Here is a 25,805-nt window from a genome sequence, read left to right on the forward strand (position 1 = left end):
CAAGCCTAACGAGGCGGTGTCCCGGCGCGTTCATCCCGGTCAACGGGCCCCGCCCGCATCCCGATCATCAGCGTCCGGTTACTCTGGCCCGCATGGCGATGGAAGCCCCTGAACCCGCCCTGGACTACGACATCCACACGACGGCGGGCAAGATCGCGGACCTGGAACGGCGCCGGTACGAGGCGGTCCACGCTGGATCGGCCCGTGCCGTGGAGAAGCAGCACGCGAAGGGCAAGATGACCGCCCGGGAGCGGATCGACGCGCTGCTCGACCCCGGCTCCTTCGTGGAGTTCGACGAGATGGCCCGGCACCGCTCCACCAACTTCGGGATGGAGAAGAACCGCCCGTACGGGGACGGCGTCGTCACCGGGTACGGGACGGTCGACGGGCGCCCGGTCGCGGTGTTCAGCCAGGACTTCACGGTCTCCGGCGGATCGCTCGGCGAGGTGTTCGGCGAGAAGATCTGCAAGGTCATGGACCACGCGGTCAAGACCGGCTGCCCGGTGATCGGCATCAACGACTCCGGCGGCGCGCGGATCCAGGAGGGCGTCGTCGCGCTCGGCCTGTACGCGGAGATCTTCAAGCGGAACGTGCACGCGTCCGGCGTGATCCCGCAGATCTCGCTGGTGATGGGGCCGTGCGCGGGCGGCGCGGTGTACTCCCCCGCGATCACCGACTTCATCGTCATGGTGGACCAGACGTCCCACATGTTCATCACCGGGCCGGACGTCATCAAGACGGTCACCGGCGAAGAGGTGACGATGGAGGAGCTGGGCGGCGCGACGTCGCACAACTCCAAGTCGGGCGTGGCCCACTACCGGGGCTCCGACGAGGACGACGCGATCGAGTACGTCAAGGCGCTGCTGTCGTACCTGCCGTCCAACAACCTGTCGGACGCCCCCGCATTCGACGTCCCGGTGGACGTGGCGGAGACGATCGACGAGCTGGACACGCTCGTCCCCGACTCGCCGAACCAGCCGTACGACATGAAGACCGTCATCGAGCACGTGGTCGACGACGGCGAGTTCCTGGAGGTGCAGGAGCTCTTCGCGCCGAACATCATCGTCGGCTTCGGCCGCGTCGAGGGCCGCTCGGTCGGCGTGGTCGCGAACCAGCCGATGCAGTTCGCGGGGACGCTCGACATCGACGCGTCCGAGAAGGCCGCCCGGTTCGTCCGGACGTGCGACGCGTTCAACATCCCGGTGCTCACGTTCGTGGACGTCCCGGGGTTCCTGCCCGGCACCGACCAGGAGTTCGGCGGGATCATCCGGCGCGGCGCGAAGCTGCTGTACGCGTACGCGGAGGCGACCGTCCCGCTCGTCACGGTCATCACCCGCAAGGCGTACGGCGGCGCGTACGACGTCATGGGCTCCAAGCACCTCGGCGCCGACATCAACCTCGCGTGGCCGACCGCGCAGATCGCGGTGATGGGCGCGCAGGGCGCGGTGAACATCCTGTACCGCAAGGAGCTGGCCGCGGCCGACGACCCGGACGCGCGCCGCGCCGAGCTGATCACCGAGTACGAGGACACGCTCGCCAACCCCTACATCGCGGCCGAGCGCGGCTACGTCGACAACGTGATCAAGCCGTCGGAGACGCGCGGGCAGGTCGTCCGGGCGCTGCGGGCGCTGCGGGAGAAGCGCAAGACGCTGCCGCCGAAGAAGCACGGGAACATCCCGCTGTGACCGGACGGACGGGACGCACCGGACGGCCGGGGCACCCGGCGCGACACGCCCGGCGCGCCACCCGCCGCCCGTTTTCGGCCCGGCCGGAAGCAAGGAGGACGCGTGACCGCTGAACCGAAACCGTTTCTGCAGGTCGTACGCGGTGACCCGACGCCCGAGGAGGTCGCGGCGCTCGTCGCCGTGCTGACCGCGCGGGCGGCGGCCGCCGCGGCGGCCCGCGACGGCCGCGGCCCCGCCCGTCCGTCCCGCTGGGCCGACCGGTCCCGGCTGGTGCGCGGCGCCGCGGGCACGGCCGTCCCGCCGCGCGGTCCGGGGGCCTGGCGGGCCAGCGCGCTGCCGCGCTGACGACGCCCGCGATCGGCCGGTCGGCGGGCGACACACCCGCCGACCGGCCGAAACGACATGTAACCGTGGTTCGCGCCCAGTGCGGCCCTCCACACGAATAGGGTGGAAGGCCATGGCCACCTCGGAGTTCGTCCCACAGCCCGCGCGCTACGCCATCTTCGTCGACGCGGGGTACCTTTTCGCGGCCTCCGGGGCCCTGCTGCTCGGCTGCGGTTCCCGGCGCGAGTACCGGGTCGCCGCCGAGAAGCTGATCAAGGCGCTGACCAGCCATGCCGACGACCAGTTGCTCGGCGAGCTGCTGCGCGTGTACTGGTTCGACGCGGCGCCGAAGAAGCAGCCGACCGTCGACCAGCGGGTCATCGCGAACCTGCCGCTGGTGAAGCTGCGGCTCGGCAACCTGAACGCGCAGGGCCAGCAGAAGGGCGTGGACGCGCAGCTCCGCGCCGACCTGGAGGCCCTCGCCCGGCACCGCGCGATCACCGACGCGGTGCTGCTCGCGGGCGACGAGGACATGCTGCCCGCCGTCGAGGCCGCCCAGCGGTACGGCGTCCGCGTGCACCTGTGGGGCGTCGAGCCGACGCACGGGTCGAACCAGGCCGAGTGGCTCGTCTGGGAGTCCGACACGGTCGAGGTGCTGCCCGCCGACTTCCTGCGCCCGTACTTCACGAAGGCGAAGGTCCTGCCGGTGCCCGCGCCCGGCACGGCCGCCGCGGTCCGCGAGGCCGCCGAGCGCCGCACCAGCCCCGTCCCGTCCCCGTCCCAGGTGTTCGCCGGACGTCCCCCGGCGGTGAAGCCCGCGGCCGCCGCGGCCGCCGTCCGGGCGGGGGCCGTCCCGGTGCCCGCGGCGAACGCGACGCCCGCGACCGTCGCGGCGTCCATGAACACGACCGCCGGGACGCAGTCGGACGGCCGGCTCGGCCCGGACCGCGACCACATGCTCGAGATCGGCGAGCACGTCGCCCAGAAGTGGATCTTCGAGCGGGGCCGGGACAACATCCGCGACCTGCTCCCCGGCCCGATCCTGCCGCCCGTGATCGACAAGGAGCTGCTGATCGAGGCCGAGAAGGAGCTCGGCGGCTCCCTGCGCCCCTACCAGGAGGCCCGCACCTGGCTGCGGGACGGCTTCTGGGAGCGCGTGTACCGAGAGTTCGGCATCGGCATCGGCAAGTCCGACTAGGCACGCCCCGTCCGCCGTACACGTTTCGCGATTGCACGGACACGGCGCGTCGCCGCCCGGTAACGTCCCCGCCGGGGGTGAGGGGCCATGCTTCGACGGCGACGCCGCGGCGCCCGCACCGCGCCGCCGCTGGGCGGCGCGCTCGCGGTGACCGCCGCCCTCGCCGCCGCCTGCCAGTCGCCCGTCCCGTTCCACCGCCCCGGCGAGGGCCGCCCGGACGCGCCGGTCGTGGGCCTCGGCGGCGCCGCGCCGTACGTCGAGCTCCGCACGCCCCGCCCGGCGCGGGACGCGGCACCGCCCGTCGCGCCCACCGGCGGCCGGGTGTACGCCGCCACCGGCGCCGGCATGCTCGCGCCCGCCGCGCGGAACCTGCCGCGCCGCCTGTACGTCGCCACCGGCCCGACCCTCGACGTCGTCGACCCGCTCCGGCTCCGCGTCGTCGACCGGCTCCCGACGGGCGGCGCCGCACGCGTCGTCCCGTCCTGGGACATGCGCCGCCTGTGGGCCGCCGACACCCGGCGGGGCGCGCTCGTCCCGGTCGGCCCCGCCGGTCGCGGGCGCGCCGTGCCGGTGCCCGACCCCGCGGGCCTGTACTTCACCCCGGACGGCGAGCTGGCGCTCGTCCTGTCCCGGTGGCCCCGCCGGGTGGGGATCCGCGACCCCCGCACGATGGCGCCGCGCGCCGCGATCCCGCTGCCGTGCGCCGCGCGGCACGCCGACTTCGCGCCGGACGGCCGCCTCGTCGCGTCCTGCACCGCCGCGGGCGCCCTCGTCGCCGTGGACGTCGCGGGCCGCCGCGTCGCCCGGACGCTGCGGCTGCCCGCGGGGGCCCGCCCCGGCGACGTCCGGCTCTCCCCCGACGGGCGCGCGTTCTACGTCGCGGACGCCGCGAACGGCGGCGTGTGGCTGGTGGACGCGGCGACGTTCGCCGCCGCCGGCTTCCTGCCCACCTCGCGGGGCGCCGCGGGGCTGGCCGTCAGCCGCGACGCCCGCCGCCTGTTCGTCGCGGGCCGCGACGTCCTCGCCGCGATCGACTTCCGGTCCCGCCGCGTCGCCGCCCGCTGGCCGCTGCCGGGCCGCGCCGCCCCGATCCTCGGCGGCGTGTCGTCCGACGGGTCCGCGCTGTGGCTCGCCGCGCCGTCCGGCGTCGTGTACGCGGTCTCGACCGCGACCGGCCGCGTCATGCACCGCGTCCGGGTGGCCGGCCGCCCGACGTCCCTGGTCGTCCACCCGCAGCCGGGCCGCTACTCGCTCGGCGGCACCGGCCTCTACCGCTGACCGCCCCGCCGGACGGGACGGGTCAGCGGGCGGGGGCGCGGGTCCATTCGGGGACGAGTTCCTCGATCAGGGCCTCCGTCTCGGGCTGCAGCCGGTCGAACAGGGGGTCGCGGCCGAGGCGGGTGCGGAGTTCGTCGACGGCGATGCGGACCTGCGTGTGGTCGCCCATGGCGTGCGTGGCGCGCAGGAGGTCGCGCCAGAGGCCCTCGTCCTCGGGGGCGAGGCGGAGGCCGGCGCGCGCGGCGGCGACGGCGCCGCGGGCGTCGCCCTCGTCGAGGCGCAGGACGACGAGGCGGTGCGCGACGTCGATGATGCGGGCGGCGGCCTCGTACTCGAGGTCGTGCCCGGCGAGCCACGAGTACCGGCCGCGGGGACGGTCGGCGAGCAGCGGCCCGCGCACGAGGTCGAGCGCGTACGACATGTAGGCGGCCTCGGACGCGGGTTCGGCGGCGGAGCGCCACACCAGCCAGCGGAACACGGCGAGGTCGACGCGGACCTCGGAGCCGAGCCGGATGCGGCCGCGCTCGTCGTAGTACAGGTTCGGGCGGCCGCGCGCGTCCCGGCCGAGCCAGTCGGAGACGCGGGCGACGCAGGCGTCGCGGACGCCCGCGCTGACGCCGCGCGGCCAGATCGCCCCCGCGAGGACGGTCGGGTGCACCCCGTTCGGGTGCGCGGCGAGGAAGATGAGCAGCTCGGTGCACAGCTCGCGGCGGCTCTCGTCCATCGGGCCGGGCGCGACGACCTCGATGGGCCCGAGGATCCGGATGTCAACGGACGACTCGCGCACCTCGGGCGGCTCGCCCGCGTCGGGCAGCGGGACGGACTCGACGGCGCCCGCCGCCCGGAACAGCTCGAACACCCCGCGGTACTGGTCGTCGGTGACGAGCTGGGCGTCGACGTCGAAGCCGAGGACGCCCGCGTGCAGGCGCTCCGCCTCGTCGAGGTCCCACGTCCAGGTGGCGCCCGGGACGTCGCCGGGGACGATGTACCCGGCGGCCATCCGGGTGCCGGTGCGGGCGAGCGCGACGAGCCGCTCGGCGTCCTCGGGCCCCGGCTGGTCGGCCATGATCAGGTAGTGCGGCATCCACGCCTCGCCGAACACGCCGCGGCACCGTCCGGTGAGGACGGAGTCGACGCCGGACGCGGCGAGCGCCTGCCGCACCTCCTCGGCGCGTCCCTCCAGTTCGGGGAGGGCGTCGGACAGGTGCGGGACGGCCCGGACCCGGTCGGGCGCGATCTCGGTGAGGCCCTCGCCGAGTTCGTTGTCGAACCCGACGAGCGTGATCCGCATGTGGTCGGACCAGCGGTTGGTGGCGAGTTCGAGGGCGAGCGCGGCGAGCGCCGCGCGGCGCACCGGTTCCGGGCCGCGCAGCGCGATGAGCCCGTGCGCGGCCTCCAGGTCGACGAGGATCCGGCCGTTGGCGTTGGTGCCGATGGAGACGAGCCCCGGGTAGGGGGCGAGGACGTCGGCGAGGTCGGACGCCTCCAGGCCGGGCATCGCGTCGGCGCGCAGCCGCCACACCTGGCCGTCGTCGTACGCCTCCCACGGCGTGGGCGGGTTGCGGTCGGCGGGCGCGATCCACAGGTCGAGGCTGCCGCGCCCGAGGTGCACCCCGAACACGGTGGGCATGGCGCGGCCGCCCGCCGCCATCGACTTGGACATGTGCCGCAGGCCGAGGTCGAGCAGCCGGGCGCCGTCGTCGTCGGCGCCGAACCGCAGCGCCCGTTCCGCCTCGGCGGCCCGCCCCCGCGGCCGGACGATCATGTGGCCGAACGCGCGGTGCCACATCTGCGCGCGGCGGCGGCGGCCGAGCGCGGTGAGCACCCCGGCGGCGAGCAGCGACGCGACGGCGAGGCCCTGCGGCCATTCGAGGTCGAAGGTGAGGTCGAGGTCGAGCGAGGGCCCGTCCCGTCCGGCGTCGTCGGCGGCGTCCCGCTGGCCGGGGACGGGCGCGCCGCCGCTGCCCGCGCCGCCCGTCATCTCGCCGGACGGCGGGACGGACGCGGGCGGGTCCTCGGCGGGGCGCGGCGCCTCCTCCCCGTGCGCCGGGTCGGCGGGCGCCGGGTCGGCGGGCGCGTCGGGCGCCGGTGCCGCGGGCGCCGACGCCTCCGGCGCGGGCGCGTCGGGCGCGGGCGCCGCCGGGGCGGGTTCGGGCTCCGGTTCCGGCTTCGGCCCGTCGGGGACCGCGTGCCCGTACCGGTAGTACTCGGCGAGGTCCTCGGCCGGGACGACCTGCGCGCCCTTCGCGTCCGCGGGCATCTCCAGGATCCACCCGGGACGGATGAGGCTCGCGATCGTCAGGCGCGTCCCGTCGGGCTGGACGTGCCCCTTGTTCAGTTCGTAGATCTCCTTGTACCGCCGGCCCTCCCCCAGGCACTTCTCGGCGATCTCCCAGAGGCTCTCGTGGTGGCGGCCCTCGGGCGGCTGCACCCGGTAGATCTTCGTCGTCGCGGCCTTCTGCATCGGTTCCGCCGTGAGCGCCGCCCCGCCGGTGTCGGGGGACGTCGCCGCGACGGGGCGCGCGGCCGCCGGGTCCGGCGCGCGGTGGAACTCCTGCGACTGCGCCTGGACGGGCGGTCCCTGCGTGAGCCCGCCGCCGGAGAACGCGGGGACGATCGCGGTCGCCGTGGTGAACAGCAGCAGCGCGGTGACGACGAGCCGGTGCACGAGCGACTGCGTGCCGCCCGCGAGCGGCACCCGGGCGGGGACGCCGACGCCGCGGACGCCCGCGTACACCTCGACGATCACGCAGACGGCGAGCTGCAGCCACGCGAGCCAGACGAGCGCGACGAGGATCGTGATCAGGGAGCCGGGGCCGACGCGCCGGGTGAGGTCGTCCAGTGTCGGCGGCTCCGCCGGGATCGGCGACCCGAACAGGGTGAGCAGCGCGAACGGGACGCCGGCGAGCAGCGCCGCCAGCGCGATCAGCGCGCCGATCCCGGCGAGGACGTCGCCCGCGCTCCTGCGCCCCCGCACCCGCCTGTGCCCGTGCCGCGTCACCATGGCGCTCTCCGGTCCCTGAACGTGCTCGACATCGTAGAACGGCGCCTCATGGGTCGTCTGCTCATAGGTCGTCTGCTCACCGGTCGTCTGCTCATAGGTCGTCCGCCCCGGTGACCGGACGTGCCGTGGCGTCCGACGTCATCGTGAACTCGCCGAAGCCCGGGAAGATCGCGAGGAACTGCGGGCGGACGGTGATCCGCACGGTGACGGTCACCTCCTGCGTGGACGCCGCGCAGTCCGCGCCCGCCACCTCGTCCCCGTACGCGGTGAGCAGTTCGCAGGCGGCGGCGCGGGCGCGGCCGGGGTCGACGACGGGTTCGCCGGTCGCGCGCAGCGCGGCGAGGTCGATCTCGTTCGCGCCCGCGCGGGCGGCCTGCTCGGCCATGTCCGCGGCGCGCTGCCGCGCGTGGATGGCGAGGCCGCCGTCCACGAGGAGGCCCGCGAGGAGGAAGACGACGGGCGTGAACAGGACGACGTAGAGGGAGACGGTCCCCCGATCGCGGGACGCGTCGGCGCCGGAGCGGTCGATGGTCGTCACAGGCCGCCGCCTCCGCCCCGGTAGGTGTAGGTGTCGACGGGCGCGACGGCGCGGCCGACGAGGCGCTTGGTCCCGGGGAGGCCGATGAACGCGAGGTCGCCGAGGTCGACGTCGCACGCGATCTCGACGACGACGCGGCCGCCGGGGCCCCAGCCGGACACGTCCGTCCGGACGCTCGGGCCGCCCGCGCACCAGGACGTGCCGCGCAGCCCGGCGGCGGCGGTGTCGGCGGCGAAGGCGCGGGCGGACGCGGCGCTGCGCGCGATGGACGCGGCGCGCGCGGCGTCGCGGGCGGCGCCGTCCATCTGGCTCTGCGCGTCGACGAGCCGCCCGGCGCCCGCGAGGATCAGCAGGAACGCGACGAAGATGGGCGTGACCAGCACCATCTCCAGCGACATCGACCCCCGGTCGGCGATCCGCGCGCGCGGGTTCACGGGGCGCCCCCCGCGCAGGAGGTGCCCTCGCCGACGTCCGGCCGGAAGCACTCGATGGGCCCCTGCGACCGCTGCGACACGTGGAACGTCATGAACGGGATGACGGCCACGGCCTCGCCGCGCACCTCGACCCAGCGCTCGTCGTTCGCCTCGCCGGCCGTGACCGACAGCCCCTCGAGCAGGTTCGGGCCGACCTCGCGCACGTCGCTCTCCGCCCGCGCCACCGCGGCGCCCTCCCAGCCGCCGCCGGGCGGCGCGGTCCGGGCGACGCGCGCGCCGGACTGCGCGGCGGCGAGCGCGACGTGCCGCGCGTGGAACACCATCGCGAACTGCACGACGGTGAGCAGGACGAGGATGAGCACCGGGGTGAGCAGCGCGAGCTCCATCGACGACGCCCCGGAGTCGTTCGTCCCGAGGCGCCGGACGAACCGCCGCACCGCGGTCAGCCCGTGTTGATGCTGTTGGCCTTGTCCTGGACCTTCTGCATGATGATCCCGCCGATCGCGATCGCGATGGCGGCGAGGATCGCGGTGATGATCGCCCATTCGATCGCGGACGCGCCGCGGCTGCGCTCGTCCTCGTCGCGCAACCGGGCGAGCCGGTCGTCGAGCAGGGCGCGCAGGTAGACGACGGACGGGTCGTTCATCGGGTTCGGCGGCCTCATCGCTGCACCTCCAGGGGGGCGGATGTCGGGGTTCGGTTCACGGTTCCGGTCGAGACGTTCGGTTCATGCGCTCAGCACCCGCATCAGCGCCGGGTACGCGAGGAAGACGAGGAACCCGGCGCACAGGAAGAGCTGCGCGACGAGCATCGACTGGGAGCGCTCGCCGGCCTTGCCCTCCAGTTCCGACAGTTCCCGGCTGCGCATGGACGCGGCGCGGGCGGCGAGCGACTTGCGGATCTGCGCGCCGTCGTCGGCGACGAGGGCGAGCGCCCCGGCGAGGTCGCGCAGTTCCGCGACGTCCAGCTCCTCGCCGAGGCGGCCGAGGGCCTGCCAGGGGGTGCGTCCGGTGATGCGGGCGTTGCCGAGGGCCTCGCGGATGCGGTGCATCCCCCAGCCCTCGCCGACGTTCGCGGCGCTGACGAGCGCCTCGGGGACGCCGCGCCCGCCCGCGAGGTTCATCGCGACGAGGTCGAGGAACGCGCCGACGACGTGCCGGAAGTCCTGGCGGCGGGCCTGCGCCTCCTGCTTGAGCTGGAGGTCGGGGAAGAAGAAGAACAGCAGCGCGAACAGCCCGCAGATCCACACCGGGATCTGGACGGACGTGCCGAGCCCGAGCAGCGCGAAGTAGGCGACGACGAGCGGGGCGAACAGCAGCGCGGCGGCGGGCAGCAGGAACTTCGTCGCGAGGAACGCCTCCAGCGACCGCTCGGTGATCGCCAGGTCGGCGCGGACGGAGTGCAGCCGCCAGCCGCGCGCCTCGCAGAACCGGGCGAGCTCGCCGCCGAGCCGGGCGCGCAGCCCGCCGACCCGTTCGAGGGTCGGGGAGATCCGGCCGGGCGGCGGCGCGTCGAGGTCGCGGCGGCGCGCGGCGTCCAGCGCGGCCATCCGCGCGGCGAGGCCGGGCCGCGCCGGGAACAGCGCCCGGACCAGCAGGTACAGGCCGGCGCCGACGACGGCGCCCGCGGCGAGCGCGGCGGTCACGGGCCCCCACCTCCCCCGGCGTCCATCGCGTGCCGTCCCCGCAGCGGCTCCGTCTGCCAGCCCGCGACCGTGCTCGGGACCTCCCCCGGGACGCCCGGGCGGGGCGCGTTGCGGGGCTCGCTGAGGAACCGCGCGGGCAGCTCGTACTTCGACAGCCGCCGCAACCACACGAACGCCGCCGCGTACAGGGCGACGACCAGGCACAGGACGAGCTGGCCGAGCAGGTCGTCGTACGGTTCGACGTACGAGCGGTTGAACACGGCGAGGCCGATCGCGGTGCCGACGGAGACGCCGACGACGATGCGGACGGACCGGCGGGTGGAGCGGCGGTCGGCCTCGACGCGGCGCCGCATGTCGAGTTCGGCGCGGGCGGACGTCGCGAGCGCGCCGAGCATGTCGCGCAGCCCGGGCCCGCGCAGCTTCGCGTTCAGGATCAGCGCGGCGATCACCAGGTCGGCGGACGGGTCGTCGAGGTCGTCGGCGAAGCGGCGCAACGCCTCCGGCATCGGGACGCGGGTGTGCAGCCGGTCGACCAGTTCCCGCAGCGGCCGCTGGAGGACGGGCGCGGCGGCGCGCTGCGACGCGGGGATCGCCTGCTCCAGCCCGACGGCGCCCGCGATGGTGTCGCGCAGCGACTCGGTCCACCCGGCGAGGGCCTCCAGCCGCGCCATGCCGCGCCGCTCCTCGGCGGCCCCGCCGACCAGGCCGTCCCAGCCGAGGACGAGCAGGCCCGCCCCGACGGCGGCGATCGGCCAGCGGGTGACGACCAGCACGGCCGTCCCGGCGAGGACGGCGAGCGCGGTGCGGGTGGTTAGGGTGCGGGCGAGGTCCGCGCGGCGGCGGCCCTTCGCGGGGCGGGGCCGGGCGGGCAGGCCGCGCAGCGCGACGCCCAGCAGCAGGACCCCGCCGCCGGTCAGCGCCCCGGCGAGGACGGCGAGCAGCACGTCCGGCGTGACCATCAGCGACCGCCCCCGCACGCGGCCGGGCGCGCGCTCACCACGCACCGCCGGACGGGTCGTAGCCGTACTGGGCCAGCTCGTCGATGCAGGTGATCGGCGCGGCGGGCATCGCGTGCCCGTCCGGTCCGGGGGCGAACACCTCCGAGGACAGCACCCGGCCGTCCACGCCCGTCACCTCGCGGACGCTGGACACGAACCGGCGCAGCCGCCCGCCGTGCGCGTACTCGTTGCGCTTCTCGATGAACACGACGAAGTCGATGGCGCCCGCGATGAGCATGTGCGTCGCCTCGACCGGGAGCCGCTCCTCCGACTGGATCGCGTACGTCGCGATGCGGTTGAACACCTCGACGGACGAGTTCGCGTGGATCGTCGACAGCGACCCGTCGTTGCCCTGCGTCATCGCGTTCAGCATCGTGACGATCTCGTCGCCGAGCACCTCGCCGACGATCACCCGGGACGGGTTCATCCGCAGCGACCGGCGCACCAGCTCGGCCATCGAGATCGCGCCCTGCCCCTCGGAGTTCGGGAGCCGCTGCTCGAACGCGACGCAGTTGGGGTGCAGCTCCGGGAACGCGTCGAGCCCGAGTTCGAGGGCCCGTTCGACGGTGATGAGGCGTTCGTGCGCCGGGATCTCGTTGGCGACGGCCCGCAGCAGCGTCGTCTTCCCCGCGTTCGTCGCTCCGGCGATCATGATGTTCTTGCGGGCCAGCACCGCCGCGCGGAAGAACAGCCCGAGCTCCCGGTTGAACGTGCCGTTCCCCACGAGGTCCGCGAGGAAGACCTTGCCGAGCCGCGCGCGCCGGATCGACAGCGCGGGCCGCACCGTGACGTCCATGACCGCCGACAGCCGCGACCCGTCCGGCAGGCGCAGGTCGAGCTGCGGGTTCGCGGTGTCGAACGGGCGGGACGACAGGCCGCTGTAGGCCGCGAGGATCTGGATCAGCTCGACCAGTTCCTCGTCGCTCTCCGCGACGGGCTCGCCCATCACCTCCCGCCCGTCCGCGTACCCGATGAACACCCGGTCGCAGCCGTTGACGTCGATGTTCTCGATCTCCGGGTCCTCCAGCAGCGGCTGGAGCCGGCCGACGCCGAACAGCGCCGCGTGGACGCCCGCGGCGAGGGCCTCCTCCTCGTCGGCGTTCGGCGGGCGCCGTCCCGAGGTGATCTCGCCGCGCGCGAACTCCTCGAGGACCTGGCCGATCAGCGCGCGGGCGAACTGCCGCTCGTCCTCGCCGGACATGGGGGCGAGGCCGTGCGCGGCGTCGAGGCGGCGCTGCTGGGCCAGCCGGTCGCCGACCTCCTGCCGGAGCCGTTTGACGAGCCCGTGGTCCATCAGCGCCTCCCCTCGGCCTGCGGCGCGCGCGGACCCGGGACGTCCTCGGCCTGCGGCGGCGGGGCCTGCGCGGTGATCGGGCCGGGCCGCGCGGCGGCGTCGCGGCGCGGGGACGCGGCGACCCGGCCGGCGAGCTCACCCGCGACCTCGCGCGCCGAGCGGATCAGCAGCGAGCGGTCCAGCCGCCCGCCCCAGCGGCCCGCGAGCAGGTCGGCGCCCTTGGGGTCGAGCGCGAGCCCGCCGAGGACGGTGACGGGCGGGGCGGGCGGGCCCGGTTCGCCGGACGCGCCGGGCCCGCCGGACGCGGCGTCGTTCGTCCGGTCCCGGGCGCGCGCCGCCCCGGCGATGATGCGGTCGACCTCGGCGACGGAGCCGCGGAAGTCGCGCGGGTCGGCGAGCACGAGCACCCCGAGCGGCGGGCCGCCGCGCAGCTCGGCGCTCAGCGCGGACACGCGCTCGCGCAGGTGGGCGACCTGTTCGAGGGTCGCGCGGGTGAGCAGCACGACGAGGTCGGCCTCGCGCAGCAGGTCGGTCAGCGGGGAGCCGGCGCCGAGCCGCCCGCAGTCGACGATGACGTCCACGGGGTCGAGCCCGGCGAACGCCCGGCCGAGCGGCCCCCACAGCCACGTCATGGCCTGCGCCTGCTCGGCGTTGGTGATCCCGACGAGGACGTCGAGGCCGCCGACGAGCCGCTGGCAGTGCTCGGCGATCTGGTCGGGGCGCAGGCCCCGCCGGGCCGTCGCGGCGAGGCTGAGCAGCCCCCGCGACGGGTTGAGGATGCCGCCGTTCCCGGCCTCCTCGGCGGCGGGCAGCCGGTACACGAGGTCGCCGCCCGCCTGGTCGCACTCGGCGACCAGCACCGGGCGCGGCCACACGGCGCCGAGGGCGACGGCGGCCGTGGTGACGCCGGGCGCCCCCTTGTCGGCCGCGAGCGCGATGACGGCCACGGTCAGTTCCCGCCCGTGCCGGTGCCGGGCGCGCCGCCGGGCGTCCCGGCGCCGCCGGACGGCTGCCCGCCCTGCGGCGTCGTGCCCTGCGGCGTCGTGCCCTGCGGCGTCGTGCCCTGCGTCGGGGTGGTGCCCTGCGTCGGCGTGCCCTGCCCGGCCCCGCCCCGCGCGGGCGCGCCGCCGGGCGTCCCGTCCGCGGGCGGCGGCGACGCGCCGCCGGACCCGGCCTCGGTCCCGGGCGGGATCAGCGCGATCGCGACGGCCCCGGCGGACGCGGCGCTCGCGACCGCCGCGGCCTCGCCCGGCGGCACGGCGACGTCCACGGTCGTCATGCCCGAGCTGAGCCGCTCGCCCGCGACGGTGTTCCCGCCGCCGCCCTCGCCGACGCCGACCACGATCGCGTCCGCGGCCAGGACGGTCCCGGGCCGGGGGCCGCCGCCGCCCTCCTCGCCGCCGCCGACCGCGTACACCGTGACGTGCTTGCCCTCCACGACGCCGCCCACCGGGAGCTGCCCCGGTTTGAGCGCGAGCCCGACGACGAGGCGTCCGGACGCGGCGTCGTTCGTCCGGCTGATCATCGCGTTGGTGAGCAGCGTGCCCTCCACCAGCGGGACGGTCGCGTAGTGCCGCGTCACCGCCGCCGCCTCGGACCAGCTCAGGTACTCGATGCCGGTGTCGCCGATCGGCACCTCCCGCAGCGCGCCCGGCGGGATCCGCTGCCCGGCCGCGACGGGCTGCGCGATCACGATCGCGGACACCCGGTCGCCGCTGGCCGTCACGAGGTAGGCGCTGGCGAGGGCGCCGCCGAGGATCAGCAGCACCGCGAGGGCGGCGAGGGCGGGCTTGCGCTCCCGCGGCGGCGTGGGGAGCCGTTGCCCCCCGGAGGCGCCGAGCCCGGAGCGGCCGAGCCCGGGCGCCCCTCCGGAGGCGACGCCGGACGGGCCTCCGGCGGCGGTCGACTGGTTGGCCTTCATGGCGCTGCCCACGCGCTCCTTCCCGCCCCGCCGCGGACCCGCCACACGGGTCCGCGCGCAACATCGAGCGATCCATGCTTGCGGGGGCGGCGTCGCCGCGTCAATGGATTCGGTGAGGCCGAGCCTTTAAAAGTGCACACATACCGCATTGACCAGGCATTTCGCCGATCACATCAACACTGACCAGGAGTCACATACGTCGCCAGATTTCCAGGTCGAGCCCGTCCGACCCGTTGACTTCCTTCCGCGCGGGCGGTTCGGGGCGCCCGAGAACGCGGCGCGGCCCGGCCCGTACCGAAACAATGATGCCGCTGCCGGACCATTTCGTCCCCGGCCCCCGGCGTGCTCCTGGATGTTCTCGGGGGCCATTACGGCGGGGTCGAGATGTCGGCCTCAGGCGCCCGCGGGGTCCTGGCCGGTCCCGGCGGCGGCCCGCAGGTCGGCCAGGACCGCCGCCCACGCGGGCGGCCCGGCCTGCGCCATGGCGTCCAGCACCTCGGCGGGCACGGCCGCGGCGAAGACCGCGTACATCTCGGCGGAGACGCCGTCGAGCAGCATCCCGAACATCACCGGCACCCGTTCCGGGGGCACCGCCGCCAGGCCCATGCCGCCCACCTCGGCCCACTCCCCGGCGGTCAGGTGCCGGTCGATGAGCGCCAGGGCCTCGGCCTCCTCCAGGGCGAGATGCTCGCGCAGCGGGGGGATCATCGCGTCCAGGGCGTCGAGGACGTCCTTGCGCCGCTCCTCGCCGGGCCGGGCCGCCAGCGCGGCGAGCGACGCCTCGACGGCGCGCAGCCGCCGGTCGACCTCCTCGTGCTGCGCCGTCATCACCGCGGTCAGGGCCCCGGTCCCGGCCGGGTCGCGCGCGGCGAGCTTGGGCCAGACCAGGGCGTCCTCGCTGCCGTGGTGGGCGTGCAGCAGCTCGATGAGGAACGTCCCGTGGCCGGTGATGCGGCGCGCCCGCTCGGGCACGTCCGGCGGGCCCGTCACCGGCAGGGCGGCGACCAGCGCCCGCAGCCGGTCGAACTCGCGCCGGTACATGTCGTGGACGGCGACCATGTCGCGGCTGTCGGCCCGGGGCGGCAGCGGGATCGCGCGGAACGCGCCGCCGGGGTCGTAGCGGTCCTTGGCGCGCAGCAGCCGCGCCGCGTTGGGGCCGTAGGCGTGCTCCGCCCCGGCCGGGTCGTCGTCGCCGAGCAGGTTGGCGTACGTGCCGGGCAGGGCGTGCGGCGCCAGCGCCTCCCACAGCCCGCGCACCCATGCGCGGTGCGCGTCGGCGGACGGGTCGTCGGCCCGCCACACGGCGATGTTCTCCACCAGGAGGTGCGGCCGCCGCTCCCCGTACGCCGTGGCATCGGCGGGGACGCGCGCCGCCGCACCGTGCAGGCTGTGCAGCGCCACCGCCGAGTGCGGCGACTCCGCCGCCGCGGCGCCCTCGGCGAGCACGGCCGCCGCTTCGGGCGTCAGCTCGGCGAGGGTGCGCGGCCGCACCTCGACGTGCCGTCCGGCCGGGAACAGCGCGTCGGTGCCGGCCATCAGCGCGCTCTGCTCGGCCGGCCCGAACTGCTCGAACACCGGGGCGCCCAAGGGGGCGAGCCGCGCCAGGACCGCCTCGCCCGCCGCGGGGTCGCCGCACCAGGTCGGCGCGACGAACAGGACGCGCTCTCCCGTGGGCGCGGTGATCAGGCCGCTCTGGACGGTGAGTTCGTCCGGCCCGTCGAGCGCCAGTCCGGCGACCGCGACCAGGCCCGGCGCGGCCCGGTCGAGCGGGTAGAACAGCATTCCCGACAGCAGCCCCGGCACCCGGTGCAGCCGCACCCGCAGCCGGGTGACCACCCCGAAGTTGCCGCCGCCGCCCCGGACCGACCAGAACAGCTCGGGCTCGTGGTCCGCGGACGCGGTGACGATCCTGCCGTCGGCGAGCACCATGTCCACGGAGAGCAGGCTGTCGGCGGCCAGGCCGAGCGCCCCGCTGAGCGGGCCGTAGCCGCCGCCGAGCACCAGCCCGGCGAAACCGACCGCGCCCGCGGTGCCGGCGGCGACCACCAGGCCGTGCCGCTCCGCCGCCCGGGCCACGTCGATGGACGGCGTCCCGCCGCCCACGTCGGCCGCGCCCGTCCACCGGTCGACGGTGACGCCGCGCAGCCCGCGCAGGTCCACGACCACGCCGCCGTCCGCGAGCGCGGCGCCGCTCCAGCCGTGGCCGCCGCCGCGGACCGACAGCGGGACGTCCAGCTCGCGCGCGGCCCGTACGGCGGCCGCGACCTCCGCGGCGGTGGTGCAGGCGACGACGGCGGCGGGGGCGGCGTCGACCGCGCCGTTCCACAGGCGGCACACGGCGTCGCGGACGGGGCCGGCGGTGTGCACGGTCTCGGGGTTCAGGACGGCCCGCAGATGCCGGGCGACGTGTTCGGGGTCGGTGCGGTGTCGCGTGGTCATGGCCTGTTCCTCCGTGCCGGTGCGGCGGCGCCGTCCCCGGCTGTAGATGCAACACTCTGTTGCTTTAACGCTAACAGCGGCCCTTGGCTAAATGCAACAAGTTGGTGCGTTTGGTAGCGTGGGACGATGCACGGCGAGCCGGAAGACCAGCCCGAACAGCTCCGCACCGATGCGGCGACCAGGCGGCCCGGCGGGCGCACGGCCCGTACCGCGAAGGCGGTCCTGGACGCCACGATCGGGGAGCTCGGCGAGGTCGGCTACGCCGCGCTGCGCATCGAGGCGGTGGCCGAGCGGGCGGGCGTCAACCGGGCGACGATCTACCGGCGGTGGGGCGACAAGCCGAGCCTCGTCGCCGCCGCGTTCACGGCCCGGCAGGTCGAGATCTCGCCGCCCGCGGACACCGGCGATCTGGCGGAGGACCTGCTCGCCTTCCTCCGCGAGGTCCGCCGCGGCTTCGACAGCCCCTGGATCACCGCGCTGATCGGGGAGACCGGCTCCCGGACCGCCGACAACGCCGGGCCGCGCCGGGCGCTGGACAAGATCTGGCCCGCCCGCTTCCGGCTGTCGCGCGAGATCTTCGTGCGGGCGGTCGAGCGCGGCGACCTCCCGGCGGACAGCGATCCGGACCACCTCGTCCAGGCCGCCGCCGGGCCGCTGTACTTCCGCCGGCTCATGCTCGGCGAACCCCTCACCGACGACTTCCTGCGGCGGACCGCCGCCCTGGTCATCGCCGGTGCACGGCGCTCCTCGGGCGAGCGGCCCTAGGTCCGGGGCGTTTCGAGGCCGATGAGGCGGCCGAGGAGCGCCATCGAGTGGTCGAAGTGGGCGGCGCCGTCCATGATCGTGTTGTTGAAGGTGCCGAACAGCTCGAAGCTCACCGTGCCGAACAGGCCCGACCACGCGGTGACGGCCCGTGCCGCGACGTCGTCCGGCACGTCCATGCCCACGCCGTCGCGGATCCGGCCCATGTCGGCGGCGATGGCGGACGGCGCGGGCGGGCAGGGGCCGAGCGGTTCGAGGGCGCCCGCCGCGCGCGCCTCGGTGACGATCCGGGCGTACACGCGCGTGTCGCGGAGGGCGGCCGCGACGGTGTCCTGCGGGGCCCGGTAGCCGGGCACGGGTGAGCCGTACAGCAGCGCGAACTCGTGCGGGTGCGCGAGCGCCCATTCGCGGACGGCCCGGCACACCGCGAGCCACCGCTCCCCGAACGCGTCCGGACGGTCGCCGCGGACGGCGTCGTCGGCCCGTTCGACGGCCGCGCCGAGGGCGTTGTACCCGTCGATGATCAGGGCCGTCAGCAGGTCGTCGCGGCTGGGGAAGTACCGGTAGATCGCCGAGGACACCATGCCCATCTCCCGGGCGATGGCGCGCAGCGACAGCCCCGCCGCGCCGTCCGTCGCCAGTTGCCGCCGGGCGATCTCGGTGATCTCCGCGATCAGCTCCGCGCGCACCCGTTCCCGTGCCGTCCGTCCAGCGCTCATGCCGCGAGGTTAGCAGAGCGCCGGAACAAAACGAGAGCGCCGCTCTTGACGGACGGCGCACTCGTCAGAGAGCATTGCTCTCGAAACGGAACGCCGATCCCGAACGGGACGGGCGCTCCGCGAAGCGACGGAACGCCGTGAAGGAGCAGGGACCATGGGCAAGCACGTGATCGCCGGAGCAGGGCAGGTCGGGACGAAGCTGGCCGAGCGGCTGGCGGAGCGCGGGCACGACGTGACCGTCGTGACGCGGTCGGGATCGGGCCCCGCGGGGGTCGAGCGGATCGCCGCGGACGTCGCGGACCGGGGGCGGCTCGCGACGATCGCCAAGGGCGCCGACACGATCTACAACTGCGTGAACCCGCCGTACCACCGGTGGGCGCAGGCGTGGCCGCCGATGGCGGCGTCGTTCCTCGGCGCGGCCGAGGACACCGGGGCCGGGCTGGTCACGCTCGGGTGCCTCTACGGGTACGGACCGGTGGACGGCCCGATGACCGAGGACACGCCGCTCGCCGCGACCGGGACGAAGGGCCGGATGCGGGCGCGGATGTGGGACGACATGCGGGCCGCCCACGAGGCCGGGCGGGTGCGGGTCACCGAACTGCGGGCGTCCGACTACTACGGGCCCGAGAGCACCGACCAGGCGCACCTGGGCGAGGTGCGGTTCGTGAAGCCGCTGCTCGCCGGCAAGCGGGTGATGTTCGTCGGCGACCCGTCGCTCCCGCACGCCTGGACGTACCTGCCGGACGTCGCCGAGGCGCTCGCGATCGCGGGGACGGACGAGCGGGTGTGGGGCCGCCCGTGGCACGTCCCGACCGGCCCGGCCGTGTCGGCGCGCGACGTCGCGGAGCGGCTGTGCGAGATCGCGGGAGCGCCGCGCCCCCGGGTCCACGAGATCCCGCGGGCGGTGCTCGGGGCGATCGGGGCGGTCAACCCGATGATGCGCGAGCTGAAGGAGACGCGGTACCAGTTCGAGAAGCCGTACATCCTGGACTCGTCCGACTTCCAGCGCACTTTCGGCATGGCGCCGACGCCGCTGGACGCGGCCCTGCGGGAGATCATCCGGGCGCGGTGAATTCCGGAACGCCGATTCGACCGCCGGGAATGCCCGAAAACCGCCTCCCATGCTGCGGATACGTGTCGTCCTGCCCAGCCGGGAAGGGCTCGTTAATTAAGCTGTCCCGGACGGCGGCGCCGGAATCGGAACGGCGCACGATGGAGGGGCTTCGATGCGGATCTCGTTCACGGCGCTGACCGGCGGCGGGCCACGGGACGTCGTGGTGAACGTCGACGCGGAGGCCACCGTGGACGGGGTCGCCCGGTCGCTCGCCGCGGCGCTGGAGGGGCGCGCGCAGCAGGCGTCGGTGACGGTGCCGACGCCGCGCTTCTCCAAGGACGCGCTGCAGCGCAGCGGCGGCACCGCGCCCCCGGCGGAGCGGCGGGCGCTGTGGATGGACGGGCGGATGCTCGACCCGCAGGCCCGCGCGGTGAAGGAACTGCGGGACGGCGCGGTGGTGGCGGTCGAGCGGGACGCCGCCGCCGCGACCGTGGTCGCGGAGCCGTCCGGGCTGGTCGAGGTGCGCGTCGTGGGCGGGCCGGCGGCGGGACGGGTGCACCGGCTCGGGCTGGGGGCGAGCGTCCTCGGGTCCGGCGACGACGTGGACGTGCGGCTGGACGACCCGGCGGTGCGGCCGCGGGCGCTGCGGGTGACGGTCGCGCCGGACGGCGTGCAGGTGGCGCCGTCCGCGCCCGGCGCGGAGCTCGACGGGGCGCCGCTGGAGGGCCCCGCGGCCTGGGCGCCGGGCGGGATGCTGTCGGTCGGGGCGAGCGTGCTGACGCTGGCGCCGGGCGCGGCCCCGGACACCCACCTGGAGCCGCTGCCCGAGGGCGGCATGGCGTTCAACCGGCCGCCCCGGCTGGCCCCGGCGCCGCGCGCCCGGCGGCTGGAGGTGCCGCGCCGGCCGGAGCGCAACCCGCGGGAGCGGCTGCGGCTGTTCGGCGCCCTGCTGTTCTCGGCGTTCGGGCTGGTCATGGCCTTCGCGCTCGGCCAGTGGTGGTGGGCGCTGTTCGCGCTGGCGTGGCCGCTGATGACGGTCGGCGAGTGGGTCGGCGACCGGCTGCACGGCCGCAAGTCGTACAAGAAGGCCCTCCGGGAGTACAACGACAAGGCGGGACGCTTCGACGGCGAGCTGGACCGGCTGCGCCGCGAGGACGAGGACGAGCGCCGCGCCCTGCACCCCGACCCCGCCGAGGTCCTGCTCACCGCGACCGGGCCCCGGCGGCGGCTGTGGGAGCGGCGCCGCGACGACCCGGACGCCCTGCACCTGCGGGTCGGCCTCGCCGACCTGCCCGCGCGCGTCGAGCTGGTCGACGGCGGGGCGGGCGAGGGCGCGCCGGTGCCGGTCCCGGTGGCGCGGCAGGTGCCGGTGGCGCTGCCGCTGGCGGACGTCGGCGTGCTGGGCCTCACGGGGCCTCGCCCGGCGTCGCGGGCGCTGGCCCGCTGGCTGGTCGGGCAGGCCGCGGCGCTGCACAGCCCGCGCGACCTGGCGATCGTCGTGCTGTCGGCCGAGCCCGACGCGGCCGACGAGTGGAACTGGGTGCGCTGGCTGCCGCACTGCGCGCCGCGCGAGGACGAGGACTGCACGGCGCTCGTCGGCACCGACCAGTCGTCCATCGCGCACCGCATCACCGAACTGGCCATGCGCGTGACCGAGCGGCGGCGCGCGTCCCAGGCCGAAACCCAGTTCCTGGGCGGGCAGGCAAAGCCCGCTGACGCGGTCCCGTACAACATCCTGATCGTCCTGGACGGGGCGCGCGCGCTGAGGCGCGTCCCCGGCATGCCCATGCTCCTGTCGAGGGGCGCGGAGTACGGGCTCTACGCGATCTGCATCGACGACGAGGAACGGCTGCTGCCCGAGGAATGCAGCGCCGTCGCGTCCTGGGACCCGCAGTACCCGGCCGTCGTCCACCTCCAGGGGCAGGACCTCGACGCGGTGGGCCCCGTGCTCGCCGACCAGGTCTCCCCCGCCTGGACGGACCGGGTGGCGCGCGCGCTCGCGCCCGTCCGGGACGTGTCCAGGGAGGACGCCGACGAGTCCCTCCCCGCGAACGTGCGGCTGCTCGACCTGCTCGCCATGCCCGACCCCACCGCCGAGGCCGTCCTGCAGTCGTGGACGCGGACCGGCGGGCGGACGACCCGCGTCCCGATCGGCGTCGGCTCCGCCGGGGCCCGCGCGGGACGGGCGGGCCGCGAACCGTACGAGATCGACCTGCGCACGGACGGCCCGCACGGGCTGATCGCCGGGACGACCGGCGCCGGGAAGTCCGAGCTGCTGCAGACGCTCATCGCGTCGCTCGCGGTCGCGAACCGGCCGGACGAGATGACGTTCGTGCTGATCGACTACAAGGGCGGTTCGGCGTTCGCCGAGTGCGCGAAGCTGCCGCACACCGTCGGGATGGTCACCGACCTGGACGGGCACGCGACGGAACGCGCGCTGGAGTCGCTGGCGGCCGAGCTGCGGCGCCGCGAGGTGCTCCTGCTGGAGTCCGGGGCGAAGGACATCGAGGACTACGTCGACGGGCGCACGCCCGCGTCCGCGCCGATGCCCCGGCTCGTCCTGGTGATCGACGAGTTCGCCGCGATGGTCGAGGAGCTGCCCGACTTCGTCGCCGGGCTCGTCGACATCGGCCGCCGGGGCCGCTCCCTCGGCGTCCACCTGATCCTCGCGACGCAGCGGCCCGCCGGGGTCGTCACCGCGGACATGCGGGCGAACACGAACCTGCGGATCGCGCTGCGGGTGACCGGCGCCGACGACTCCACCGACGTGCTCGACTCGGCCGACGCCGTGCAGATCCCGAAGTCGCTGCCGGGCCGCTGCTACGTCCGGTCGGGCGTGTCGGCGCCGCACGCCGTGCAGTCGGCCCGGATCGGCGGGCGCCGGCCGGGCACGGCCGCGCGCCGCACGACCGTCCTGCCGCTCCCCTGGCAGGGCCTCGGGCACCCGCCGCCCGCGCCGCGCGAGGCCGCCGACGACGCGGCCGCCGTCACCGACCTGGCCGTCCTCGTGCAGGCCGTGGACGAGGCCGCGCGGCGCGCCGGGATCGCGCGGCAGCCGTCGCCGTGGCTGAACCCGCTGCCCGAGCAGGTCCGGCTGACGCCGCGGACGGCGGCGGGCGGGTCCGTCGTGGACGTCCCGCCGATCGCGTTCGGCATCACCGACCTGCCCGCCGTCCAGTCGCGGGAGGAGCTGGCGCTCGACCTGGCGTCCGGCGGCCACCTGTACCTCGCGGGCGCGGCCCAGTCGGGACGGTCGACGGCGCTCCGCACGATCGCCGGGTCGCTCGCGGGGGCGTGCTCCCCGTTCGACGCGCACCTGTACGCGGTCGACTGCGGGGCGAACGCCCTGCTGCCGCTGGTGGCGCTGCCGCACTGCGGCGCGGTCGTCACCCGCGACCAGCTCGACCGCTGCGAGCGGCTGATCACCGCGCTGTCGGCGGAGGTCGCGCGGCGGCAGCAGCTGTTCGCGGAGGCCGGGTTCGCGTCGCTGCCCGAGCAGCGCGCCGCGGTCGCCGCCACCGACCGGCTGCCGTGGATGGTGCTGCTCCTCGACCGCTGGGAGGGCTTCCTCGGCGCGTTCGAGCACTACGACTACGGCCGGCTCGTCGACCAGATCCTGCGGCTGCTGCGGGAGGGCGCCGCGGTAGGGCTGCGCGCCGTGTTCACCGGCGACCGCTCCGGCCTGTCCGGGCAGGTCTCCACCGTGTTCGACCGGCGGCTGATCCTGCGGATGGCCGACCCGAACGACTACGGCTACGCGGGCCTGCAGGACCGGCACGTCCCGGCCGCGATGCCGCCGGGCCGCGCCCTGGAGGCGACCGCGCCGGGCGCCCCGCCGCGCGAGTCGCAGATCGGGCTGCTCGGCGACGACCCGTCCGGGACGGCGCAGGTCGCGGCCCTGCAGGAGATCGCGCGCGGCTGCGTCGCCCGGTACGGGCGGCTGCCGCGCCGCCGCCGCCCGCTGCACGTGGACGAGCTGCCGGTGCGGGTCACCTACCGGGAGGCGATGGCGCTGGACGCCGAGTTCCTCGCGCCGTCCGCGCTGTGGGCGCTCGTGGGGGTCGGCGGCGACACCCTCGCGCCCGTCGGGATCGACCTGCTGAACGAGGGCCCCGGGTTCGCGGTCGCGGGGCCGCCGCGCTCGGGGCGCTCGACGACGCTCCGCACGATCGTCCACTCGCTGCTGGACCCGGCGGTCGGCGGCGGGCTGGTGCCGGTGGTGCTGGTGACGCCGCGCCGGTCGCCGCTGCGGCTGCTGTCGGGGCGCCCCGGCGTGCTCGGCGTCCTCGCGTCCGACGCGGACGCGGGCGACCTCGAGGCGGCGATCGGCGACGAGCACCGGTACGTCGTGGTCGTGGACGACGCCGAGCTGCTGGACGAGACCGACCTCGACGACGCGCTGTGCGACGTGCTGCGGACGGCGCGGGACGGCGAGCACGCGGTCGTCATCGGCGGCACGACCACCGACCTGGGGCGCGGCTACCGGGGGTTCCTCGCGGACGCGCGGCGGTCGCGCTCGGGCGTCCTGCTGTCGATCGAGTCGGCGGACGACGGCGACCTGTTCGGCCTGCGGCTGCCGCGCAACGCGCCCCTGGCGGGGCCGAGCGGGCGCGGGCTGTTCGTCGCCACGGGCACGACCACGCAGATCCAGGTGGCGCTGCCGCCGCCGGTGACCGGCGACTGACCTGCGGCGAAAAGGAGCGGGCCCCGGCCTCGGGGGGATGGGCCGGGACCCGCGGCTCGGGGGCGAGGCGTCAGCGGGTGGCGGCCTCGATGTTCTGCTGCGAGCGCTTGATGTCCTGGCTGCCCTGCTCCAGGGCGATGGCCATCTTGTCGAAGGCGGTCTTGGCCTCGGCCCACGCGGCGCGGAACCGGTCGGCGCCGGGCCCCCACCAGACGGCGCTGGAGCTGACCGTGCGGCCGTTGAGGTCTCTGATCAGGGCGTCGAGGTTCCGGCCGTGCTTGGCGAAGATCCGGGACAGTTCCTCGAGCTCGCCGATGTTGGCGCCGCGCTTGTCACCGCTCATCACTGTGGCCTTTCGTAAAGAATGGCGCCAGCCTACGCCCGCAGGATCATCGGAATCCAGTGCCACGCGGGCGATCCGCCGGAGATAGGCGGACATTTCCGCCCTGCTGCGCTGACCGGATGTGGTCGTAACGCGGCGGCGCGCACGCCTTCGGCCACGTCGGGAGCGGCGCTCCGCACGCTTGTGACCCGGCCAATTACCGTGCGTCAGAAAACATTCAGGGCCCGGCCGCCCGGCGCTTTCCGGGCATTCACCCGGCCGCGCGGACCGGGTCGTTCACGGGCCGGACGTCCGGGTCGAGGACCCGTTCGCCGATCAGCGTGAGCCGCCCGTCGATGTCCTTGAACTCGAACCGGCGCCGCACGTCCTGCCGCATCTTGCCGGTGTCGTACCGGACGACCGTGTGCTCGACGGCCTCGAGCGTCACCACGTCGCCGTCGCGGACCGCGCTGGCCTCGTCGAGCGTCGTCCGCGCGCCGGTGTAGGCGGGGCCGCCCGCGACCGGCGCCCGGTTGCGGTTCTCCAGCTCGCGGAGGGCCTTGGCCTGCACGCGCGCGACCCGCGGGGAGATCCGGACGCCGAGGATCTCCTCGGGGAGCCGGGTGCGGTCGCGGTCCCGCGTCTGCACGAGGGCCTGCGAGCGGTGCTGCAGCAGCGTGTTCGCGACGGCGGCGAGCTGCTCGGTCGTCTCGCCGTCCACCCGGGGGGCGCCGCGGCGCATCGCGGACGAGGGCACGGGCAGGCAGGCCGCCGCGATGGCGACCGCCAGGAAGACCCGCAGCCACAGGCGCACCATGCCTCCTCCTCCCACTGATCATTGGCGAAGATACACGCCGTCCCGGGGACGCGTCCGGGCTCGCGCGAAACCGGACGAATCCCCTTGCCGACCGGGGGTTCCGGCGCCCCCGCGCCAGCCCGCCCTAAGGTTGGAATGAAAACCGTTCTCACTGTGTTGACGGGGACATGAAGCAGCACATCCACCCGGAGTACCGCCCCGTCGTCTTCCGCGACCGCGCCGCCGGCCACGCCTTCCTCACCCGGTCCACGGCCCGCACCGACCGGACCGTCGAGTGGGAGGACGGCCGCACCTACCCGGTGGTGGACGTGGACGTCTCGTCGGCGAGCCACCCGTTCTACACCGGACAGGGGCGCGTGCTCGACACGACCGGAGCGGTCGAGAAGTTCAACCGCCGCTACAACCGCTGAGAACAGCCGCATCGAACAGGCGCGCCGGACGCGCGCGCTGAGACATGCGCCACTCCGGACGGACGGCGCGGGCGGGGCCGCGGACCATGCGCCCCGTCGGCCCCGCGCGCCGCGCCGCCCGCCCGTCCGAGGGCCCGCATCCGCCCGGGTGCGGGCCCTCCGCGCGTCCGGCGGTCCCGCTGGCCGGGACGCGCGAATCCCGCCTCCACCCCGGTGAACGCGGCGGTCGGGCCCGTATAAGGAGGGCCTTACGAAAACCTCAAAGGGCGGTTATCTAGA

22 protein-coding genes are annotated in these 25,805 nt (G+C 75.7%); 8 read left to right on the top strand and 14 right to left on the bottom strand.

What is annotated here, in order from left to right; all coding sequences use genetic code 11:
- Nucleotides 1–92 precede the first annotated feature (92 nt).
- The 4 genes from AB0L25_RS05545 (at nt 93) to AB0L25_RS05560 (ending at nt 4,485) form a co-directional block, all read left to right on the top strand.
- On the top strand, nt 93–1,685 hold the full coding sequence (locus tag AB0L25_RS05545) for an acyl-CoA carboxylase subunit beta (protein ID WP_500168952.1): 1,593 nt from the start codon (nt 93–95) through the stop codon (nt 1,683–1,685).
- Nucleotides 1,686–1,787: 102 nt separating this feature from the next.
- A complete protein-coding gene (locus AB0L25_RS05550) occupies nt 1,788–2,030 on the top strand; it encodes an acyl-CoA carboxylase subunit epsilon (RefSeq protein ID WP_500168954.1) in 243 nt (80 codons plus the stop codon).
- A gap of 112 nt (nt 2,031–2,142) precedes the next feature.
- Nucleotides 2,143–3,207 (top strand): NYN domain-containing protein, encoded by a 1,065-nt coding sequence (locus AB0L25_RS05555; RefSeq protein ID WP_500168956.1) that lies wholly within the window; start codon nt 2,143–2,145, stop codon nt 3,205–3,207.
- 87 nt (nt 3,208–3,294) lie between these two features.
- Nucleotides 3,295–4,485: a YncE family protein gene (locus tag AB0L25_RS05560; RefSeq protein ID WP_500168958.1), complete on the top strand. Its 1,191-nt coding sequence runs from the start codon at nt 3,295–3,297 to the stop codon at nt 4,483–4,485.
- 22 nt (nt 4,486–4,507) lie between these two features.
- Here AB0L25_RS05560 and AB0L25_RS05565 read toward each other — a convergent pair whose 3' ends face one another.
- From AB0L25_RS05565 to AB0L25_RS05615, 11 genes are all read right to left on the bottom strand, one after another.
- Nucleotides 4,508–7,489: an AfsR/SARP family transcriptional regulator gene (locus AB0L25_RS05565; protein ID WP_500168960.1), complete on the bottom strand. Its 2,982-nt coding sequence runs from the start codon at nt 7,487–7,489 to the stop codon at nt 4,508–4,510.
- Nucleotides 7,490–7,580: 91 nt separating this feature from the next.
- Nucleotides 7,581–8,027, bottom strand: a complete 447-nt coding sequence (locus tag AB0L25_RS05570) for a TadE/TadG family type IV pilus assembly protein (protein ID WP_500168962.1) — start codon at nt 8,025–8,027, stop codon at nt 7,581–7,583.
- Entirely contained in the window at nt 8,024–8,461 is a 438-nt protein-coding gene (locus AB0L25_RS05575) for a TadE family protein (RefSeq protein ID WP_500168963.1), read from the bottom strand. Before AB0L25_RS05575 ends, AB0L25_RS05570 begins: the two co-directional genes overlap by 4 nt.
- Nucleotides 8,458–8,898: a TadE/TadG family type IV pilus assembly protein gene (locus AB0L25_RS05580; protein ID WP_500168965.1), complete on the bottom strand. Its 441-nt coding sequence runs from the start codon at nt 8,896–8,898 to the stop codon at nt 8,458–8,460. The genes AB0L25_RS05575 and AB0L25_RS05580 overlap by 4 nt, the downstream gene beginning before the upstream one ends.
- A 5-nt stretch (nt 8,899–8,903) precedes the next feature.
- A complete protein-coding gene (locus AB0L25_RS05585) occupies nt 8,904–9,125 on the bottom strand; it encodes a hypothetical protein (protein ID WP_500168967.1) in 222 nt (73 codons plus the stop codon).
- A 63-nt stretch (nt 9,126–9,188) separates the two neighbouring features.
- Complete coding sequence (locus tag AB0L25_RS05590) at nt 9,189–10,106, bottom strand: type II secretion system F family protein (RefSeq protein ID WP_500168969.1); 918 nt, start codon at nt 10,104–10,106, stop codon at nt 9,189–9,191.
- Nucleotides 10,103–11,110, bottom strand: coding sequence for a type II secretion system F family protein (locus tag AB0L25_RS05595; protein WP_500168971.1), 1,008 nt, complete (start codon nt 11,108–11,110; stop codon nt 10,103–10,105). The genes AB0L25_RS05590 and AB0L25_RS05595 overlap by 4 nt, the downstream gene beginning before the upstream one ends.
- Nucleotides 11,100–12,398 (bottom strand): TadA family conjugal transfer-associated ATPase, encoded by a 1,299-nt coding sequence (locus tag AB0L25_RS05600; protein ID WP_500168973.1) that lies wholly within the window; start codon nt 12,396–12,398, stop codon nt 11,100–11,102. Before AB0L25_RS05600 ends, AB0L25_RS05595 begins: the two co-directional genes overlap by 11 nt.
- Complete coding sequence (locus tag AB0L25_RS05605) at nt 12,398–13,345, bottom strand: CpaE/TadZ family protein (protein ID WP_500168975.1); 948 nt, start codon at nt 13,343–13,345, stop codon at nt 12,398–12,400. Before AB0L25_RS05605 ends, AB0L25_RS05600 begins: the two co-directional genes overlap by 1 nt.
- A 2-nt stretch (nt 13,346–13,347) precedes the next feature.
- Nucleotides 13,348–14,331 (bottom strand): hypothetical protein, encoded by a 984-nt coding sequence (locus AB0L25_RS05610; RefSeq protein ID WP_500168977.1) that lies wholly within the window; start codon nt 14,329–14,331, stop codon nt 13,348–13,350.
- 381 nt (nt 14,332–14,712) lie between these two features.
- Nucleotides 14,713–16,758 carry an FAD-binding protein gene (locus AB0L25_RS05615; protein ID WP_500168979.1) on the bottom strand — a complete coding sequence of 682 codons (2,046 nt, stop codon included), beginning with the start codon at nt 16,756–16,758 and terminating at the stop codon, nt 14,713–14,715.
- A 126-nt stretch (nt 16,759–16,884) separates the two neighbouring features.
- Between AB0L25_RS05615 and AB0L25_RS05620 the strand changes: the two genes are divergently transcribed.
- Nucleotides 16,885–17,523 carry a TetR/AcrR family transcriptional regulator gene (locus AB0L25_RS05620; RefSeq protein WP_500168981.1) on the top strand — a complete coding sequence of 213 codons (639 nt, stop codon included), beginning with the start codon at nt 16,885–16,887 and terminating at the stop codon, nt 17,521–17,523.
- On the opposite strand, the gene AB0L25_RS05625 is transcribed toward AB0L25_RS05620, so the two are convergent.
- Nucleotides 17,520–18,239 carry a TetR/AcrR family transcriptional regulator gene (locus AB0L25_RS05625; RefSeq protein WP_500168983.1) on the bottom strand — a complete coding sequence of 240 codons (720 nt, stop codon included), beginning with the start codon at nt 18,237–18,239 and terminating at the stop codon, nt 17,520–17,522. The two genes, AB0L25_RS05620 and AB0L25_RS05625, sit on opposite strands and share 4 nt — an antisense overlap.
- Before the next feature lie 154 nt (nt 18,240–18,393).
- Here AB0L25_RS05625 and AB0L25_RS05630 point away from each other — a divergent pair, with 154 nt between their 5' ends.
- Entirely contained in the window at nt 18,394–19,311 is a 918-nt protein-coding gene (locus AB0L25_RS05630) for an NAD-dependent epimerase/dehydratase family protein (protein ID WP_500168985.1), read from the top strand.
- Nucleotides 19,312–19,465: 154 nt separating this feature from the next.
- Entirely contained in the window at nt 19,466–23,977 is a 4,512-nt protein-coding gene (locus AB0L25_RS05635) for a type VII secretion EssC family protein (RefSeq protein WP_500168986.1), read from the top strand.
- 70 nt (nt 23,978–24,047) lie between these two features.
- Here the strand turns inward: AB0L25_RS05635 and AB0L25_RS05640 are convergent, their stop codons facing one another.
- Together AB0L25_RS05640 and AB0L25_RS05645 are read right to left on the bottom strand one after the other, a co-directional pair.
- Nucleotides 24,048–24,320 (bottom strand): WXG100 family type VII secretion target, encoded by a 273-nt coding sequence (locus AB0L25_RS05640; protein ID WP_026402572.1) that lies wholly within the window; start codon nt 24,318–24,320, stop codon nt 24,048–24,050.
- A gap of 250 nt (nt 24,321–24,570) precedes the next feature.
- Entirely contained in the window at nt 24,571–25,116 is a 546-nt protein-coding gene (locus AB0L25_RS05645) for a hypothetical protein (protein ID WP_500168988.1), read from the bottom strand.
- Nucleotides 25,117–25,283: 167 nt separating this feature from the next.
- Here AB0L25_RS05645 and AB0L25_RS05650 point away from each other — a divergent pair, with 167 nt between their 5' ends.
- Entirely contained in the window at nt 25,284–25,526 is a 243-nt protein-coding gene (locus AB0L25_RS05650; protein WP_500168990.1) for a type B 50S ribosomal protein L31, read from the top strand.
- Nucleotides 25,527–25,805 lie beyond the last annotated feature (279 nt).

Source organism: Spirillospora sp. NPDC052242, assembly GCF_040679555.1.
Lineage (GTDB): Bacteria > Actinomycetota > Actinomycetes > Streptosporangiales > Streptosporangiaceae > Spirillospora.